15 protein-coding genes and 1 pseudogene are annotated in these 17,355 nt (G+C 69.0%); 6 read left to right on the top strand and 10 right to left on the bottom strand.

The window, feature by feature from the left end; genetic code table 11:
• Positions 1-257: 257 nt before the first annotated feature.
• The 6 genes from ACQP1V_RS31950 to ACQP1V_RS31925 form a co-directional block, all read right to left on the bottom strand.
• A complete protein-coding gene (locus ACQP1V_RS31950) occupies positions 258-818 on the bottom strand; it encodes a hypothetical protein (protein WP_433413714.1) in 561 nt (186 codons plus the stop codon).
• Between the two features lie 2 nt (positions 819-820).
• Complete coding sequence (locus ACQP1V_RS31945) at positions 821-2,620, bottom strand: DEAD/DEAH box helicase (protein WP_433413712.1); 1,800 nt, start codon at positions 2,618-2,620, stop codon at positions 821-823.
• A 4-nt stretch (positions 2,621-2,624) separates the two neighbouring features.
• Positions 2,625-3,158, bottom strand: a complete 534-nt coding sequence (locus tag ACQP1V_RS31940) for a hypothetical protein (protein ID WP_433413711.1) — start codon at positions 3,156-3,158, stop codon at positions 2,625-2,627.
• An 809-nt stretch (positions 3,159-3,967) separates the two neighbouring features.
• Positions 3,968-4,579, bottom strand: a complete 612-nt coding sequence (locus ACQP1V_RS31935) for a copper resistance CopC family protein (RefSeq protein ID WP_433413709.1) — start codon at positions 4,577-4,579, stop codon at positions 3,968-3,970.
• Positions 4,580-4,715: 136 nt separating this feature from the next.
• Positions 4,716-5,285: an MFS transporter gene (locus tag ACQP1V_RS31930; protein ID WP_433413707.1), complete on the bottom strand. Its 570-nt coding sequence runs from the start codon at positions 5,283-5,285 to the stop codon at positions 4,716-4,718.
• Positions 5,286-5,418: 133 nt separating this feature from the next.
• Complete coding sequence (locus tag ACQP1V_RS31925; RefSeq protein WP_387410006.1) at positions 5,419-6,186, bottom strand: hypothetical protein; 768 nt, start codon at positions 6,184-6,186, stop codon at positions 5,419-5,421.
• A 246-nt stretch (positions 6,187-6,432) separates the two neighbouring features.
• Here ACQP1V_RS31925 and ACQP1V_RS31920 point away from each other — a divergent pair, with 246 nt between their 5' ends.
• Entirely contained in the window at positions 6,433-6,840 is a 408-nt protein-coding gene (locus tag ACQP1V_RS31920) for a four-helix bundle copper-binding protein (RefSeq protein WP_433413705.1), read from the top strand.
• A 17-nt stretch (positions 6,841-6,857) separates the two neighbouring features.
• Here ACQP1V_RS31920 and ACQP1V_RS31915 read toward each other — a convergent pair whose 3' ends face one another.
• Positions 6,858-7,019, bottom strand: coding sequence for a hypothetical protein (locus ACQP1V_RS31915; protein WP_433413703.1), 162 nt, complete (start codon positions 7,017-7,019; stop codon positions 6,858-6,860).
• A gap of 663 nt (positions 7,020-7,682) precedes the next feature.
• Positions 7,683-8,228, bottom strand: coding sequence for a peptide deformylase (gene def / locus ACQP1V_RS31910; RefSeq protein ID WP_433413701.1), 546 nt, complete (start codon positions 8,226-8,228; stop codon positions 7,683-7,685).
• 141 nt (positions 8,229-8,369) lie between these two features.
• Here def and tsaD point away from each other — a divergent pair, with 141 nt between their 5' ends.
• Both tsaD and ACQP1V_RS31900 read left to right on the top strand, forming a co-directional pair.
• On the top strand, positions 8,370-9,431 hold the full coding sequence (tsaD, locus tag ACQP1V_RS31905) for a tRNA (adenosine(37)-N6)-threonylcarbamoyltransferase complex transferase subunit TsaD (RefSeq protein ID WP_433413699.1): 1,062 nt from the start codon (positions 8,370-8,372) through the stop codon (positions 9,429-9,431).
• 668 nt (positions 9,432-10,099) lie between these two features.
• Positions 10,100-10,387: a hypothetical protein gene (locus ACQP1V_RS31900; protein WP_433413697.1), complete on the top strand. Its 288-nt coding sequence runs from the start codon at positions 10,100-10,102 to the stop codon at positions 10,385-10,387.
• A 742-nt stretch (positions 10,388-11,129) separates the two neighbouring features.
• On the opposite strand, the gene ACQP1V_RS31895 is transcribed toward ACQP1V_RS31900, so the two are convergent.
• Positions 11,130-13,061 carry an N-acetylmuramoyl-L-alanine amidase gene (locus ACQP1V_RS31895; RefSeq protein WP_433413694.1) on the bottom strand — a complete coding sequence of 644 codons (1,932 nt, stop codon included), beginning with the start codon at positions 13,059-13,061 and terminating at the stop codon, positions 11,130-11,132.
• Between the two features lie 855 nt (positions 13,062-13,916).
• Positions 13,917-14,111: pseudogene (locus ACQP1V_RS31890) on the bottom strand (transposase); the annotation flags it as partial.
• A 549-nt stretch (positions 14,112-14,660) separates the two neighbouring features.
• Here ACQP1V_RS31890 and ACQP1V_RS31885 point away from each other — a divergent pair.
• The 3 genes from ACQP1V_RS31885 to ACQP1V_RS31875 are packed head-to-tail and all read left to right on the top strand — an operon-like array spanning position 14,661 to position 17,289.
• Positions 14,661-15,482 (top strand): lysostaphin resistance A-like protein, encoded by an 822-nt coding sequence (locus ACQP1V_RS31885; protein WP_433413692.1) that lies wholly within the window; start codon positions 14,661-14,663, stop codon positions 15,480-15,482.
• On the top strand, positions 15,479-16,633 hold the full coding sequence (locus ACQP1V_RS31880; RefSeq protein WP_433413690.1) for a sensor histidine kinase: 1,155 nt from the start codon (positions 15,479-15,481) through the stop codon (positions 16,631-16,633). Before ACQP1V_RS31885 ends, ACQP1V_RS31880 begins: the two co-directional genes overlap by 4 nt.
• Entirely contained in the window at positions 16,630-17,289 is a 660-nt protein-coding gene (locus ACQP1V_RS31875; protein ID WP_433413688.1) for a response regulator, read from the top strand. Before ACQP1V_RS31880 ends, ACQP1V_RS31875 begins: the two co-directional genes overlap by 4 nt.
• The last annotated feature ends 66 nt before the right edge of the window (positions 17,290-17,355 follow it).

Genomic DNA, 17,355 nt, shown 5'->3' with positions numbered 1-17,355 from the left:
GGGGTTTGGCCTTTCGGCAGTTCATGACCATGGGCTTGTGCCGGGTTCAGTGGCCGTCGCCTCGGTCTTGCCGGAAGGGTGTGCCCCCGTGGGCACACCGTTGGTCTTCCCGCATGGGGGTGCGTGAAAGAAACCGGGTCCCGAGATCGCGTTGCACGCGCTGTTGCCGTGGGAGCGGGAGGCGACCGTGTTCAGGCCGCCGGCCGATCCAGTCGCGGGTGTCACAGTGAGGTGCACTGCGGGGCGGACGCGCCGGGTCACTCGGCCACCGTGAAGTAGACGGCCGGATCAAGGGAGTTGAGTGCGATCCAGCGCTGCGCCGTCGCTTCGGCGGGCGCTTGGCCGCCGCCCGCCGAAGCGAGGAAGAAGCCCTGCACGTCGAGAGCGATGCGGGGATCGTCGTCGATGCGCCGCGCCATGTCGTAGTAGACGGCCAGCTCGTGGACGCACCGCGGGGTGGCGGCCGGGCAGGAGCAGTCGACGCTTTCGAGGACCGGCGCGGGCGGATGGCCCGCGTCGGCGATCGCGCGGTACAGATCGTCGGTGAGCAGGGGCTGGATGCCGCTCAGCTGACGGGAGATCTCGGCCGTCGCCCCCGCGGACATCGGCGCGACCTCGATCGTGACCACCGCGGTGCCGCGACCTCGGTGCACGGCGGCGCGCACGGTACGGCCGTCGAACGTGATCTGCACCTTCCCGTCGCGCACCATGCGCCGCGCACTCGGCAGCTGGGGATCTGGACGGGTCTGGCGCAACGACTCGGCGAACCGGACCCAGTCCTTGCCCCACTTCGTGTAACCGTAGTCGTGGTCGGCCATGGTCAGTTGACTCGCTTCCGGCGCAGGACCTCGATGAGACGGTCGTCGTCCAGGCGGGTCAGCTCGGCGACGCTGGACATGTCGGCGATGTCCGACAGCGCGGACTTGCGGTTGTGCATGGCCGCGATGTGCTCCTCGACGGTGGTCCCGGTGGTCAGGGTGGTGATGGTGACCGTGCGGGTCTGACCGATCCGGTGGACCCGGTCGGATGCCTGGGCCTCCACGGCCGGGTTCCACCACCGGTCGAAGTGGATGACGTCGGCGGCGCGCGTGAGCGTGAGCCCGGTGCCCCCGGCCTTCAGGCTGAGGACGAGCACCTTCGGACCGTCGTCGGACTGGAACCGGCGGACGATGTCGGCCCGTTGCTCCTGGTTCAGGCCGCCGTGGAAGAACGGCGTACTCACCCCGAACTGTTCGGCGAAGTGCCGGACCAGCAGCTCACCGGTCTGCCGGTACTGGGTGAAGACGAGGGTCGGAGAGTCGTTCTCCAGGTTGTTGGCCACGATGTCGGTGCACAGGTCGAGCTTTCCCGACCTGCCCGACAGCTCACCGAGGTCGTCCGTGATCAGGCCCGGATGGTTGCAGACCTGCTTGAGCGAGGTCAGGGCTGCGAGCACCTTGGTCTGCCGTTGGGCGCCACTGCCGAAGCCGTCGTCGATGACCTGCTCCAGCAGCCGGTCGTACAGCCTCTCCTGCTCCTCGGTGAGGTCGCAGATGAGATCGGCATGGATCTTGGGCGGGAGCGACCCCGCGACCTGGGACTTCTTCCGCATCAGCACGACCGGCTCGATGGCCCCGCGCAGCCGGGCGGAAGCGGCCAGGGAGCCGTCCGCGATCGGCCGCACGAAACGACGGCGGAACTGCGTCCGGTTCCCGAACAGGTGCGGTGCGACCAGATTGAGCAGGGCCCACAGCTCGTCGAGGTGATTCTCGACGGGCGTCCCGGTCAGGGCGATCCGCGCGTCGGCCGCGATGGTGCGCGCGGCCTTCGACACCTGCGTACGGGGGTTCTTCAGGACCTGCGCCTCGTCGAAGACCGCGGTGCTCCACTGGATCCCCGCCACGGCCGGGCTGTGCGTGCGCAGCGTGGGGTAGCCGGTGAGCACCACCGTGCCGCTGTCCACCGCGGGCAGCGGCCCGCCGCGCCAGATCGTCGCCCGCAGGCCAGGTGCGAACCGCGCGATCTCGTGTGCCCAGTTCCCCACCAACGACGTGGGACAGACCACCAGTTGCGGCCCCTTCTCGGCCCGCCCGGCGACACAGCCGATGGTCTGCAGGGTCTTGCCGAGTCCCATCTCGTCGGCCAGCACCGCTCCGCTGTGCGTCTCGATGGTCTCGCGCAGCCAGCTCACCCCGCGCACCTGATACGGGCGCAGCTTGGCGGTGAGCGCCGTGCGCATCTCGGCCCCCACCGCGGTGGTGCGGCGGAAGACGCCGCTCGCGTGTTCCGCCGTCGTGACGGCGATACCCGTGGCGTCGGGGACCGCGTGCGCGGCGATCGGCAGAGCCGACTCGCCGCCCGCGATCCACGACCGCCATACGTCCACCGACCGGCCGGGCGAGTCGAGGGACACGGCCACGAGCCGGTCCGGCTCGATCAGCACGCAGTCGACGTCGGACACCTTGAGCGTGCCGAGGTCCGGCGTCGGGACGACCAGGGGGACGGTCTGGACGTGACCGACCGCCGGGGCCGCCCCCACGGCGCCGTCGGCCCAGGTCCACAGGGCGAACATGTGCCGGTCGGGCAGGTACGTGGCCTGACTGTCCGACCGCGCCTCGGGGAGTTTCTGCCTGGTTCCCATGGCGTCAGCGGGTGCCCACGTCGTCGCCCTCGCGGGCGGTCAGGTCCTCGGCCCCAGCCCCGGGGGCCGTCTCGTCCGCGGTCGGACCGCCGTCCCACGCGGGCTCGATCGCGCGTCGGTACACGATCGACATGATCGGGCCTCCGACGGCGATACCGATCACACTGCCGGTCTGGCGCACGGCCGACCCGGCACCGGCCCGCTCCAGCGGCAGCGTGCTGATCAGCGCCGCGGTCACCGGGCCGAGCACCATCCTGATGGACAGGCCCTGGACCAGCAGCACAACCTCGATCCAGACGAGGGGCGTGCCCAGTCCGAAAAGCCCGTACGCGCCCATGGTCAGCGCCGCGACGATCAGCGCAGGCACGGCGACGAGCCGCAGCTCGGCCGGGCCGGCGTTCAGCCCACGGACCGGGTCCGCGAGGGTCTCCAGGGTGGTACTCAGGACGGTGTTGTCCAGCCAGATCAGCAGTGAACACACCATGAGAACGGCAAGAATCAACTGCTGCCTGGACTTCGGCAACGTGGATGTAGTCATGAATACTTTCGGATGCGGTCTGGAAAAGCTGACGAGCGGACCGTAGGCAACCATCGGGCGTATGTCAATTCCCGGACGGCCGGTAACGGTCGGCGATTTTCCGGCGCCTCCGAGGGCATGCCGCCAAGTGTTCTGTCAATTCTTGAAGATGTGAGCGGGCCTGCGGTTCGGTGCGCTCCCGTGGGCATGCCGCCAAGCGCTCTGTCAATTTCTGATCCTGTTGTTTGACTTCGCGTGAATTCCGTGCCCCACCCCGTGTTCTGCCTCTGCTCCGCGCCCTGTCCCGCCCCGTGTACCGCGTCGTGCGCTGCACCGGAAGTAGGAAGGGGGGTGGGCGCCAGCGCCGGTGCGGCCGCTCCCGGGGTCCGTCCTGGGGCCGCCGGGAGCGGCCGAGTACCCAGACGGCTACCCCGTGCGGGCGGTCCTTTCGGCCTGCCGGTTCAGCAGGCCGAACGTTCTTCCTCGCGTATTTTTGAATAGGAGGATCGGAATTCACCCGGGTCAATGGAACGGAAGTTGCCGGGGTATGCATGGAGAGGCAGGGGACGGAGCGGACCGCATTCTCGCTAGGGTGTTGCTCGTCCGCAGGGAGAGGAGAGGCGCGCCCTGGATCAGGTTTGCTCTGGCGGTTCTTCTATTCGCGCCCACCAATTGATGTTCTGACCGGTGGTCCCGAAGGCTTCGTTCAGTCGGTTGCTGAGATCGCGAAAGGTGCCGCGCTCGGGTTGCTGTTCAGGCGTCCAGGTGGCGTCGCATTCCTCGCAGAGGAGGAAGCTGTAACATCAATCCGGCGGACATGGCTGAGGGAATCACTCCCTGTTGTTGCTACGGCTCCTGCGACCGCCTCTCAGCAAAACAAATCCTCCGATCACGGCCAGAGCGACGAGTCCGGCCCACAGCCATCCCGATACGCCCTCGGCGGGCTTCTCAACGTCCGCGGAAGCGGTGCCGGTCGCGGACACCTGAACGAGCGGTTCCGACGCGGCGGACGGAGAAACCGACGGAGAGACCAGTGGCGTGCCGGTCGGGTCCGGCGAGCCGGAGGCTGTGGCTTCCGGGGCCGTCACGGTGAAGGGGATCTCACCCTCGATCGGGTGGCCGTCGGAGGAGACCACGCGCCAGGCGATCACGTACCCGCCGGGCGTCAGCGGCTGAGTGACGTCAATAACTACTCTGGAGCCGTCGAGGCGGGGAGCGCCGAGTTCCATCACCTGCCCCGCCGCGTCGCGCAGGGCGACGACGGGATACCGGACCTGGGCGCTGTACTCCAGCTCGATCTCCTTGACGCCGGAGACCTGGGCGTCCTTGGCGGGTGAGCTGTGTTTGAGGCTGTCGTGGGCGAACGCGGCGGGAGCGGTGAGAGTGAGGAACAGTCCGCAGCCCAACACCGCCACCACGGTGCTGCGGATGAATCGCGGCAAGGATGCCATCGTGAACTCCAGGCAGGAGGAAGCCCCGGACCATGCCGGGCACAGTCGGAAACGGCGCCGCCGCGGCGATGCGGAGCGCCTGGACACCGGGCACACCGGCGTCGGAATTCCTGGTCTTCCTGGTTCCTCAGCCGGCGGGATGTGCCATGGGAGGTCCGCGCCGATGGATCGATACCGCGATCTCGCGGCGGCCGTACGGCTCAGGATCGGAGGCCGGAACGGCCTGCCACACAGGACGGAGGGTCTCCTCCGGAACGGTTAGCAGCAGGCGTAGCACGGGAAAGGTTGGCGCGCCCCACAGGCGAAGCATGAGCCAAACCGCGCTCTCGCCCCGGTACAGCCACCAACCGGTCAGCACCGCCACCACGAGATGGGCGAGCACCATGCCCGTGCCGAGGTGGCCGTGGCCGTCCTCGTGATGGGGTATCGGAGCCGGTGTGGTGCTGGCGAAAAGTTCATGGAGGAAGAGTTGCGCGCCCACTGTCGCCGTCAGGACGACCTCGGGACCGCGCTCGCGTCCGTTGAGCGCGTAGGCCAGGACCACTGATCCGAACGTGCCCACCAGGAGCGCCCCAGGCGCGACCGGACCGCCTCCCGCGAAGATGTGCCCGGCCGCGGAGACGAGCACGCACACCGCCGCGAAAGCGGCGGCTCGTGCCAGTCGCAGGGCCGGATCCTCGGGGGACACGATCGCCATCTTTTCAGCAGGGTGGCGCGGTGAGAAGACGGACCCAGGCGATACACGAATCTGGGCGTCCACGTTTCGACTGGTGGGCCGGAGGGCGAAGGGGCCCATTGGTTACTCGGCCGACCATGCAGGGGCCCTGCATTCAGTGGGTGGCGGAGCCGATGAGGACGACGAGCGCGGTGAGGAGCGCGGCGAAAGCCATGGCCAGGGGCACCGGGGATCTGAGCAATCGCCTGTCGTAGGGCGATCGCTGGTGGGCGACCTTGATGGCGACCCAGGAGCTCCGGGCGAGCACACCGGCGACGAAGGCCAGCAGTAATGGCATGAGGACTGCCGGGATGGGCAGCGCGGTCGTGACGAAGGCGCCCATGACCGGACTCAGACAGGCCAGCCCGATCCACGGGGCTATGCGTCGCTGCGGTTGCGCTCCCAGCAACGCGGCGAGTGCCAGGCCCTCGCCGGCCGCGTGGACGAACAGAGCAGCGACCACGACGATCGAGGCGGTCAAGGCCAGGGTCGCCCCCTCCAGGAAGCGGTGCAGCGCGAGACCGCACGCCGCGCCGATGCCACCGGTGCGGCTTGGCTCACAAGGACAGCCGAGGCGGACTACGGCGCCCATCACGCAGTAGGAGATCAGCGTGGTCACCGGCACCGCCCACAGCGGCACACCAGCCTCGTGCGCCTCGGCCCAGGCGTCGGGCAGGAGATCCAGGGCGGCGATGATGAGCAGGACGCCCGAAGCGGCGGCGAGCAGCAGAGTGGATCGACCGGAACCACGCCGGGCCAGCCAGGCACCCGTGACCGTCGCGAGGGCGACCAGCAGCACGGCCGCAAGCGTTTCGGCCGAGGGCAGCGGCCACGTGATGGCCCCGTTGTCGGCTTGTGTTTCGGCGAGTAAGACGGAGAGCATGTTCCCTCCCTTTTGAGGGAGACCGTGCATATGCATCCGTATGAGACGAACAGGCTGCTCAACCACTATGGCACCCGCTGGGCGCGTCGGTTGGCGTCCGGCATCACGCATCCCGACTCGGGCATTGGCTCGTAATGTGACCGCAATCCCGAATCAAGAGCGTGTACCGGGACCATCCCGATCGCCCTTATGCATCGAAACCGGGACTAGCGTGGAAGGCGGACGACGCCTCGACGAGGAGCGACCATGCCTCACACTCGCGAACTGTTCGACACGATGACCGCCAGGGCCGGACTGAGCAGTGACGTCCTCGCCAACGCCGTGGACACCCTCCAGGAATGCGAGGAAGTGGTGACCGCCTGCGCCATGGGCATGCTGGGTGAACAGGACGCGCTCGACATGGCACCGGCGATCAGCCGGGACCTGGACTGCGCTGACGTCGTGGGGACGACGCGCCGCGTATTGACCCGGGGCAGCGGTCCCGACATCAGCCTGATCAGCGCGCAGCTTGAAGCCTGCCTGCTGGCCTGCGAACGCAGCTACGCCTTGTGCAGCCAGCACGCGGCCCACCACGCGCACTGCCAGATGTGCGCGGAAGTCACGCGCCGCTGTGCCGACATGTGCCGGCAGATTCTCGGAGCACTTCACAGGTAAGCACGAGTTGCCGCGCCTCAGAAGGCGCAGGCAGGCTGGGTCTTCTCGGGGCCGGGAAGCCCCACGTACGCTCTGCGCCGCTGGCAGGCGTCGAGCGTGGCCGGCGAGCTCCGGGCCCGCGTACGCGCCCGCGACGGCGTCACGGTCCTGGCCTCGGACGCCGCCTGCACGGCGGGCATGGCGTGTGTACGAGATCTACAAGGTGGGAGCCGAGCCGTACTGGGAAGAAGGGCTCGACCTGGTCGCTCGCACCGTCGAGGTGGCGGGCCGCGGAGGGCTGACGATCCGAAGGCGCGGTTCGCAGACCGTCCTTCCCACGCGGACTTCGCTTGCCCTTGCTAAGTTTCGGGGGCTGGTCGAGGGCGGGAGCATGCCGATCGGCATCGTGAAAGAGAGGGCGAATACCGCCCCTGAACTGGTGACGCTCGGCGCGCTCATCAAGGAATGCGAGCAGCGCTTCGAGGCCGCCGTCGGCGCAGGCGATCGCCGTGGCGTGACGCGGGCGGTACTCGATCTGGAAGAGGCGATCGCCATGTGGTCCGCCGACACGGAGGAGGACGAGGGCGGGGTCGACCAGGCCCGCGCGACGGTACGCCGTCTGGTCGTACGGCTGGGCGGCCCGGCCGACTTCAGCGAGCCCCGGCAGCGGCTGGCCCCGCTGGTGGAGCCGTTGCTCGCCTTACGCGGTCGGCTGCGCGAGCGGGGCATGTACGAGGTCGCGGACGCGCTGCGGATCGCGCTCGCCGACGGTGGTGTGGCGGTGCGTGACACCGCATCCGGCCCGGTGTGGACGGTCCATCCCGCGAAGCGACAGGCGGTCGCGTCTGGATACGACATACGGGTCATCCAGCTGCTGGGGACCGTGTCGCTCCCCGGTAGCCCTCCAGCAGCCGTTTGCGCTGCTTCGCTGGCAGGCGGTCGATATAGAGGCGGCCTTCCAGGTGGTCGGTCTCGTGCTGGAGGCAGCGGGCCAGCAGGCCGGTGCCCTCGACCGTGACCGGGTTTCCGGTGGTGTCGAAACCGTGCACTGTGGCGCGGTCCGGGCGGCCGAGCGTGGCTCGCTGCCCCGGCACGGACAGGCAGCCCTCGTCATGAGCGTCGATATGGCGCTCTCCAACCCTGGGCATGATCAGCACCGGGTTCACCACGACGCCCTTGCAGAACTTATCGCTCTGGTCTGGGCAGTCGTAGACGAAGAGGCTCAGGCTGACGCCGATCTGGTTGGCCGCCAGCCCGACCCCTTCGGCGGCGTACATGCTGGCGAACATGTCCTCCACCAGTTCGCCCAGCTCCTCGTCGTACCGGGTGACCGGCGCACATGGGCGGTGGAGCACGGGGTCCCCTACATGGCGGATCGGCCGGACGGTGCCCCGGCTGCGAATGTCCACGTTCCGCGTCGCCTCCCTGGTTCGCGGTCTGCGGGAAGCAGCACGGCGCGGTGACGCGACAGGGCGGCCACCGGACCAGTTCCCGCTCAATCGCCATAGGATTTTAGTTGCCAATCATATGCAATAAGAGGACGTGGCGGTGTGGCGGTCGTTCTAGGGATCGAGACCTCCTGCGACGAGACGGGCGTGGGCATCGTCGTGGACGGCCGACTGGCCGGAGACGCGCTGGCCTCCAGCATGGCCGAGCATGCCCGGTACGGCGGGGTCGTGCCCGAGATCGCCGCCCGGGCCCACCTGGAGGCACTCATGCCGTGCGTGAACGAGGCGTTCGCCGTCGCGGGCCTGGCCCCCTCGGACGTGGACGCGGTGGCCGTCACCGCCGGACCCGGCCTGGCGACCGCGCTGGAGACCGGAGTCGCGGCGGCCAAGGCGTTCGCGCTGGCCTGGGATGTTCCGCTGTACGGCGTGCATCATCTGGCCGGCCATGTGGCCGCCGACACCCTGGAACACGGCCCGCTCCCCGAGCGCTGTGTCGCACTGATCGTTTCGGGGGGTCACACGTCCCTGCTGCGTGTGGATGACCTCGCTCGTGACTCCATCACCCATCTCGGCGACACCCGTGACGACGCCGCGGGTGAGGCGTTCGACAAGGTGGCCAGACTGCTCGGTCTGGCCTATCCGGGAGGGCCGTCGGTGGGCCGGGCCGCGCTCGACGGCGACCCGCACGCGATCGCATTTCCTCGGGCGATGCCGCGCAGTCACGATTTCTCCTTCTCCGGATTGAAGGCGGCGGTAGCCCGACATGTCGAAACCGGTCTGGTCTCGGTGGCGGACGTGGCCGCCTCCTTCCAAGAGGCCGTGGTCGACGTGCTGACCGGCAAGGCGGTGGCCGCCTGTCGTGAGCATGGGATCGACACCCTCGTCATGGTCGGCGGGGTCGCCGCCAATCATCGGCTGCGCGAGTTGGCCGCCGAGCGCTGCGCCGCGGCCGGGATCACGTTGCGCGTCCCACCGCCCAGGCTGTGCACCGACAATGGCGCGATGATCGCCGCCGTGGGCGGCCTGCTGCACGCCGCCGGGGCGCCCGCCTGTTCACTCGAACTTTCGATCGATCCCTCGGCCCCGCTGACGCGGGCATCGATCAACCGCTCAAGGAGTCCCGCTCCTGAGTACCGCGAAGACCTGCCGCGAGGGCGTCGGTGATCCCGGCGAGGCCGCCCGGCTCGGGCGGACGATCGCTTCGCTCGCTGCTCTTCAGTGCCGCTACCTCGCTGGACCGGTAGGCACTCCTGGAGTCACGGTGAGGGACGGGCGAGGTATGAACGCTGCCGTAATGCCGCCAACGGGAACCGCTCGGACAACGGGCGGGGTACTTCCAGCGACCTTTGATGCAGTCGGCTTCGCCCGCAGGACCGCATAGGAGGAAGGTCATGCGCGGGCTCGTATCCAGCATCGACATCGACCACAGCCCGCAGGAAGCTCAGTGGCCCGGCTGCTGACGGACCTGCCGCCGGAGTGGCACGGAGAGACTGATCGGCGGGAACAGCGTCTTCAAGATCTCCGACGCACATCAAGATCACCCCGCCAGCTCTCACATTCCATCAGCACCGCATTCGTGTCAGAGCCCGGTCACTGGTGTAACTCCTGATCAAGGAGGAACGCACCTGATTAGTACTGTGACCCAGGCAGCGACAGAGATCGACCTGGAAGCCGTCGGCGTAGCGCTTCAGCATGTCGGCTGGACAGCGGGAGTGGATGCTCAAACGTGCTGGGTGACTCGCTGGTGACAACCGTCGCGTCGGGGGCAGGGGCATTCGCGAGGGCTCCGGCCCGGAGCCCTCGCGAAGGAGACGCGCGAAGGGACAAGAGACATGCCTCGGGGTTCGAGCCCGAAGCGGGAACGCCAGTACGAGCACATCAAGGAAAGCCTGCGCGAGCGCGGCCGCAGCGAGGACCTCGCCGAGGAGATCGCGGCTCGCACGGTGAACAAAGAGCGCGCCCGGGCCGGGGAATCCAAGACCGCCAGCCGTACCTCGATCAACGACATCTCTTCCGGTCGACGCGGCGGGCTGCGGTCGCACTCCGGTGCGAAGGGGCGCACGCGCGACCAGTTGTACGCCGAGGCCAAGCGTTGCAACATCTGGGGCGGTCGAAGATGACCAAGGCGCAGCTGGAAAAGGCCCTCAGCTAGGTGGGGTAGAGGTCGTCGAAGTCACAGTTCGGGACGATCTCCAGCGCCCGCCCCCCTCGCTCCAGAGAGGCGGGCCGCCTCGGTAGTACCTGCGTGCCGGCCTGGACACTCATCGGCCCGCTGTGCGCGTCTGGTTCGCGTCGCTGCGTCCCTGGACCAGCAGAGTTTTCGGATGGAGGAGTCGTGGCAACCAGCAGATTGTGCGTCCGCTGGTTGCCGAATTGCGAGCCTCAACTGCCGGGATTTCGCCTATTTGTCGGATTCGGCGCATCTGGAACGCCCGTGACCGCCGGAATGCCGCAACCGGGCAGAGGAGCCCTGTGGGGTGTTCGGTTGTGGACTTCTCTTCGTCGTCTTGTGGTCTGCCCTGATGATCGGCGATCGAGTGATCTACCACATGCACCGGATCCTTACATGAACCAGGCCGAAGTCGGGTGCACTCGGCGATGATGCGAGCGGACTCGCATCCTGGTCTCAGGATCGAAACCCGACCTTTCCCGGCCGTGTTCGGAGCGAAATGAACTCGAAGTCACGTCCGAGCTCGAATCCGCCGCAGCGTACTGGACCCATGGCGGGTTCGACGGCAGCGGCGACTCCTGTCATGAGACGGGACATCGGACAAGGGGGAGCCGGGGCGGATGCCCCGGCTCCCTGGATGGTTCTCCGGCGCTCCGTCAGGTGGCGGAGACCGCGGATCCGGCGGGTGGCCGTCAGGTGGCGGACACCACGACGTCGTCGGCCTTGACGAACATCACGCGGTGGCCGAACTGGATCTGGTAGTACTTCAGGTTTCCGCGGACCACCGTGTGCTGGGACGGGTCCAGCGTCACCGCCTGGTAGTACTCACCCACCGCGGTCAGGCCGACGGTGTAGCGCTGACCCGCGGGGAAGGTGTACTGCAGCGGGGAGATCGCCTGGTAGGGCACGCCCGCCGGGTAGGCCTCCGCCTCCGGATACGCCCTGCCGTACACCGGGACGCTCGCCAGGCCCGGCTTGGGCGTCACCACCAGGCCCTTGGAGGGCACCGCGGTGGGCTGGGAGGCGGGGTTCTGGAACCACGCCTTCTGGCCGAGGTACCAGATCGCCGTCCAGTCGCCCTGGCGGTCGGCCACGGCGTAGCGCTGGCCGGTGACGGCGCGGGCGCTGTGGTCGTAGACGCTGTAGAGCGAGTCGCCGGTCGGGTGCTTGCCGATGTCCTTGACCAGCGGGGCGTCCTCACGCGGCTCGGTGCGCAGCCAGATCGACGCCGAGCCGTGCGGCAGGCAGGCGGCCTCGGGGTTGTCCTTGTCGCAGCCGTAGTAGTACGGCTGGTTCTTGTCGTAGTCGGGAAGGATCATCACCGACTCGGTGGTCGGGCCGCCGGTGCCATGCAGCGGGTGGCCGAGAAGCTGGAAGTAGTGTGCCCAGTCCCAGAAGGGGCCCGGGTCCTCGTGCATCTGCCGGACGGTGGACGCGATCGTGCCGGGCACGTTGTCGTGACCGATGATGTGCGCCCGGTCGAGCGGGACGCCGTAGCGCTTGGCCAGGTAGCGCACCAGCTTGGCCGAGGTACGGTACATCGCCTCGGTGTACCAGGCGCCGCCGGTGCGCAGGAAGCCTTCGTGCTCCAGGCCGATCGACTTGGCGTTGACGTACCAGTTGCCCGCCTGCCAGGCGACGTCCTTGGTCTTGACGTGCTGGGCGATGTGCCCGTCGACGGAGCGCAGCGAGTAGTGCCAGCTCGCGGGTCGCGCGGGGTCCTGCACCAGGTTCACGGAGGGGCCGAAGTAGCCCTCCATGTCGTGGATGACGATGTACTCGATCTGCTGGTTGACCGGCCGGTTCGACAGGTCGTGGTTGCCGTAGCTCCCGTTCGGCAGGGCCTGGTAGGGCGCGGGGATCCACTCGCACGAGATCGTGGGCGGGCACTCGACGCCGTCGCGGACGGGCCGGCGCAGGCCGAGCTTGTCCAGCCAGCTGTCCATCTTCCGCAGACCGGGCGCCGCCTTCAGCGCGACCTTATGGCCGTCGTCGGTGACCCGCTCGGCGCCGGTCTCGATCGTGGCGTAGACCTCGTCGGCGAAGAACTTCGCGGCGTCGGCCTCGGTGGCGCCCGAGTAGCGGGCCACCGCGCCGTACCACTGGCCCGGGTCGTCGCTGAGTGGCGCGCCGAGCTGCTTCTGGTAGTCGGCCAGCAGGGCCGCGCCGCCGCGGATGTTCGTGGCCGGGTCGGCGCGCAGCTCATCGCGGCTCGCGCCGGTGAGCTCGGCCGCCTTCTCCAGGGTCTTGAGCGACATGGGGATCTCGGCGGGTGCCGGGGTCTCCTCGGGGGCCGAAAGGGGGCGGCTGTCGTCGCCGCGGGGGTCCTCGACACCGTCGACGTGGTGGTTCTCCGTCGTCAGCGCGGAGGCGTCGGTGAGGTGCATCGGGCCGTAGCCCGCGGAGTTGCTCGGCAGGCCCGCGTTGGCGTCCCAGCGTGACTCCAGGTAGGACACGCCGAGCAGGACGCTCTCGGGCACGTTGTAGGCCTTGGCGGCCTCGGCGAAGGCGGCCTGCCGTTCGTCTGGGGCGGTCTGCGCCGCCGAGGCGGATTGGGGGAGGGAGAGGCTGCCGACGGCCACAATGGCCGCGGCCGCCAGGCGGAGGGGGGACGATCGTCGCACGAACGCTCCTCGGCTGGGGATCCGGTGCAGACAGCCTGCGAAGCGGAGATCGCGATGTCAATAAGTTTCTTCATATTGACAACAGTTAGCGAAAACTTTCTTCATGATGTCGGGTCGGTGCCGCCGGGCCCGGGTGATGCCGGATCGGTGCCGCCAACCTTGATCAGTCGTCGGTGAGGCGCGAGGTGGCCTCCCGAGCAAGAAGCCGGTCTTCGGCTGAGTTCGATCATGTTGTCAAGCTGCTGGGCAGTCTGTTTGCCCGGCTGTCGCGCAGGGTGGGCGTCGGTTCCAGGGGCCGACGGTGGGGTTCCTCCGGGGTTGACGGGCCAAGGGCGAGTTCAGCTGTCAACCTGGTGGGTCAGGCCTCGCGGCGTGGGTCATCTGCCCGTTTCCGGCTGCACGACCCTCCGGAAGGCGCGCTCCCTTGAGTCGCGAGTGCGCTGGAAGCTGGACGTACCGTTCCTGCCGGACGCGGACGCCTGTGAACACGACGGCGCCTCGATCGGAGCGCTGGGCCGCGGGTTCCACACCCTGCGGGCGCACGGGACGTCGTGCCCGCCGACGTACTCGATGCCTGGTTCTCGCCCGCCCCCCGGGGTCGTCAAGGCGCTGAACGAGCATCAGGACTGGACCACGCGCACCTCTCCGCCTGCTGAAGCCCAGGGGCTCATCGAAGAGATCGCAGCCGCAAGAAATCTACGCTTCTGGGGCGCTTGCGCGAGCGCGCGTCCCGCTCGCCGCCGACTCAAAGGGGGGCGTCCAAGAACGAATCGCCCCCGGACGCTAGCCGGACGCCTCGAAGTCGCTCGGGAACCGGAACCCGAGTCGGGCATGCGGATCGGTGGTGACCGAGAGTTAGGCCAAGAGGATGCGGTGGCGGAGCAGCGCGAAGGCGGTCCGGCCGTGCATCTGGCGCATGATCCGCTTGGTCTTGGTGTTCACGCCTTCGGTGCCGCCGTTGTGGAACGGCAAGGTGACGGCCGCCCGGACGGCATCGCGGTCCTGGTCAAGGCCGCGGATGAAGGCATGGAGATGAGGGAGTTCCGCAGCCGTCCCGGCCCGTCACGCCCTCTGGTCACAGGGCTCTCCCCACGGACGCTACTGACAGCCCGCCTCTCGGCATCCCTGGGGAGGATGGGCCTTGTAGATGTAAGCGGCGAGGTCCACCCCGAACATCTTGAGGGTGTCGTGGTGGACTTCATGGTGCTCCATGCTCACCCAGTAGCCCCAGAAGTCCCTCGGTTAGGTGGCGGATCGAAGCCGTCCGTGGCTGCGCCGTAACGCTAGGGAGCGGGTGGTCCGGGATCGTCCCCCACGGTGGACATTGCCCGTAGCTCGTGCGGGGGACAAGTGCGGCTTGTGGGAGAGGGACGCGATCGCCCCGCTCTGTCGTGCGATACGGATGCCGCCGGAGATGTACGCCATCCGCGGCGACGTCGAACGCAGCGGCGTCGTACGACGAATCGCATGTGCGTGTCCCCCGTGCGAGCTACCCGCGAGTGTCCACCGCACGGGGACGATTCCAGACCGCCGAATCCCTAGCGTTTCTCGGCGTAGCGGCGGTGCCCCGTCGCGGAGTCCCCACGTAAGGGAGTCGTCATGCGGTTGTTGAAACAGCTCGTGCCTGTCGCGCTGGTCGCCTTCGCCGGCAGCGCGATCGTGGGCGCGGTGCAGGGGAACTCGCTCCTCACCCTGCTCCTCGGCGTCGCGACGGCCGTGCTCGCGGTGCTCGTGTACGCCCGCGTGGTGCGGTGGTCCGAGCGCCGCGCACCGGTGGAGGTGGCGGCGCAAGGCGCCGCCCGCGCCATCGCACGATGGGCGCTGATCGGTGTCGCGTTGTTCGCGGCCGTCATCGTGAACATCGCTCTCGTGGGCGGCTACCGGATCGACGGCCTGGGCTCGCTGACGGGCGCGGTCGGGCTGCTCGGCTTCATGGCCGCCGCCGCGGTGACGGAGGAACTGCTCTTTCGCGGCATCCTGTTCAGGATCGTCGAGGAACGCATGGGGACGTGGACGGCGCTGGCGCTGACCGGCCTGTTGTTCGGCCTGTCGCACCTGTTCAACCCGCATGCCGACCTGTGGGGCGCGATCGCCATCGCGATCGAGGCGGGCGGTATGCTCGCCGCCGCCTACGCCGCCACCCGTACCCTGTGGGTGCCGATCGGCGTGCACTTCGGCTGGAACTTCGCGGCGGCCGGCATCTTCGGCACCGAGGTCTCGGGCAACGGCGCGACGCAGGGGCTGCTGCACGGCGTGACGTCGGGCCCCGCGGTGCTCACGGGCGGCGAGTTCGGGCCGGAGGCGAGCCCGTACGCGGTGGTGTTCGGCCTGCTGCTGACGGTCGTGTTCATGTGGCTGGCCCGCCGGCGCGGCAACGTGGTCCCGCTCCGGCGCGGCGCGACCGCTACGCTCGCCCAGTGATCGATCTACGGCGGGTCACGGACCTGTGGCGGCGGTGCGACGTCGTGGTCCGGGATCTGCCGTTCGCGCTGCTGCTGGTCATCGCGTCACTCCTGCCAGCGTTGCACGGCAACGGGACGCAACTCGGCGACCTGTCGCCCCGACCCTTCGACGCGCTGGCCGCCCTGGTGCTCGCCCTCGAGTGCCTCCCGCTCGCCGTGCGCCGGCGGTGGCCGGCCGTCAGTCTCGTCCTGGTGTCGCTCGGCTTCGCCCTCGACCAGCTCCGCGCTTACCACACGGTGGCGGGCACCGCACTGCCTATCGCGCTCATCAGCGCAGGCGCCCATCTGGAACGTCACCGGCGCGTCACCGTGGTTCTCCTCTCCGCGGCGTACGTGCCGCTGGCGCTCGCGCTCGACCGGTCCGGCTCAACCGAGGGGCCGGAGGGATACGTGACGTTCTACCTGGCCCTGACCCTCGCGTGGGGCATCGGGGCCTGGCTGCGCTCCACCCGCGCCGCCGAGGCGGAACGCCGCCGCCACGTCGCCGAGGCCACCCGCGCCGCCGAACGCACCCGGATCGCCCGCGAACTCCACGACGTCGTGACGCACCACGTGACGGCGATGGTCGTGCAGGCCGAAGCCGCACGCTACCTGACCACCGCCCCCGACCACCTCGACGCGACCTTGAGCGCCGTCACCGACACCGGCCGACGGGCGATCGCCGACCTGCGGCACATGCTCGACCTACTCAACCCCGACCACGACGTCGACGTCAGCATGCCCTCCGCCGGCGAGCTCCATACCCTCGTGGAGCAGACCCGCCAGGCCGGGCAGCCGGTGGAGTTCACCGAGGAGGGCAGTCCGGCGGAATCGGCCGGTAGCGCCGAGTTCGTGACCTATAGGGTCGTCCAGGAGGCCCTGACGAACGCCCTCAAATACGCCCACGGCAGCCCGACCGTGGTCCTGGTGCGCTACGGGGAGAAGGAGATCAGCGTGGAGGTCAGCACCGACGGCCCCGGCTCCAGGGCCGCCTCTCCCGGCGGGAGCGGGCGGGGCCTGGCCGGGCTCCGCGAGCGGGTGGACGCCCTGGGCGGCGAGTTCAGCGCCGACCGGCAGGCGGGCGGCGGCTTCGTGGTGCGGGCCCGCATCCCCGCGGGCAGCCCATCGTGACCGCGCCGATCCGGGTCCTGGTCTGCGACGACCAGGCGCTGATCCGCACCGGCTTCGCGACGATCATCGACGCGCAGTCCGACTTGGAGGTGGTGGGCGAGTGCGGTGACGGTCGCGCCGCGGTCGATCTGGCCCGCCGGCTGAGCCCCGACATCGTGGTGATGGACGTGCGGATGCCGGTGCTCGACGGCATCGAGGCCACCCGCCTGCTGGCCGGCGCCGGGGTCGAGAGTCCGATCAAGGTGCTCGTGGTGACGACGTTCAACCTGGATGAGTACGTGTACGAGGCGCTGCGTGCGGGGGCGAGCGGGTTCCTGCTCAAGGATGCCCCACCGGCGCAGCTTCTGCACGGCATCCGCACCGTCGCGGCGGGCGCCGCGCTGCTGGCACCCGAGGTGACGCGGCAGCTGGTCGGCAGGTACGCGGCCCGGATCCGCCCCGCCCAGGCCACGCCGGACGAGACCGCGCTGACCCCGCGCGAGCTGGAGGTGCTGCGCCTCATCGCAGACGGCCGGTCCAACAGCGAGATCGCCGCGACGCTGGTGATCAGCCAGGAGACCGTCAAGACGTACGTGTCCCGCATCCTCACCAAGCTTGACCTGCGTGACCGCGTGCAGGCGGTGGTCTACGCCTACCGCAGAGGCCTGGTGACCTGAGATGCCGGCCCGCCGTCAGCTCCGGGCACGGCCGGCGATCGTGGCGGCCATGTCCGAGTGCGGTCG

It is taken from the genome of Microtetraspora malaysiensis (assembly GCF_050947145.1).
In the GTDB taxonomy this organism is placed as follows: domain Bacteria; phylum Actinomycetota; class Actinomycetes; order Streptosporangiales; family Streptosporangiaceae; genus Microtetraspora_A; species Microtetraspora_A malaysiensis.
This window is presented reverse-complemented; position numbering and strand designations above follow the sequence as displayed.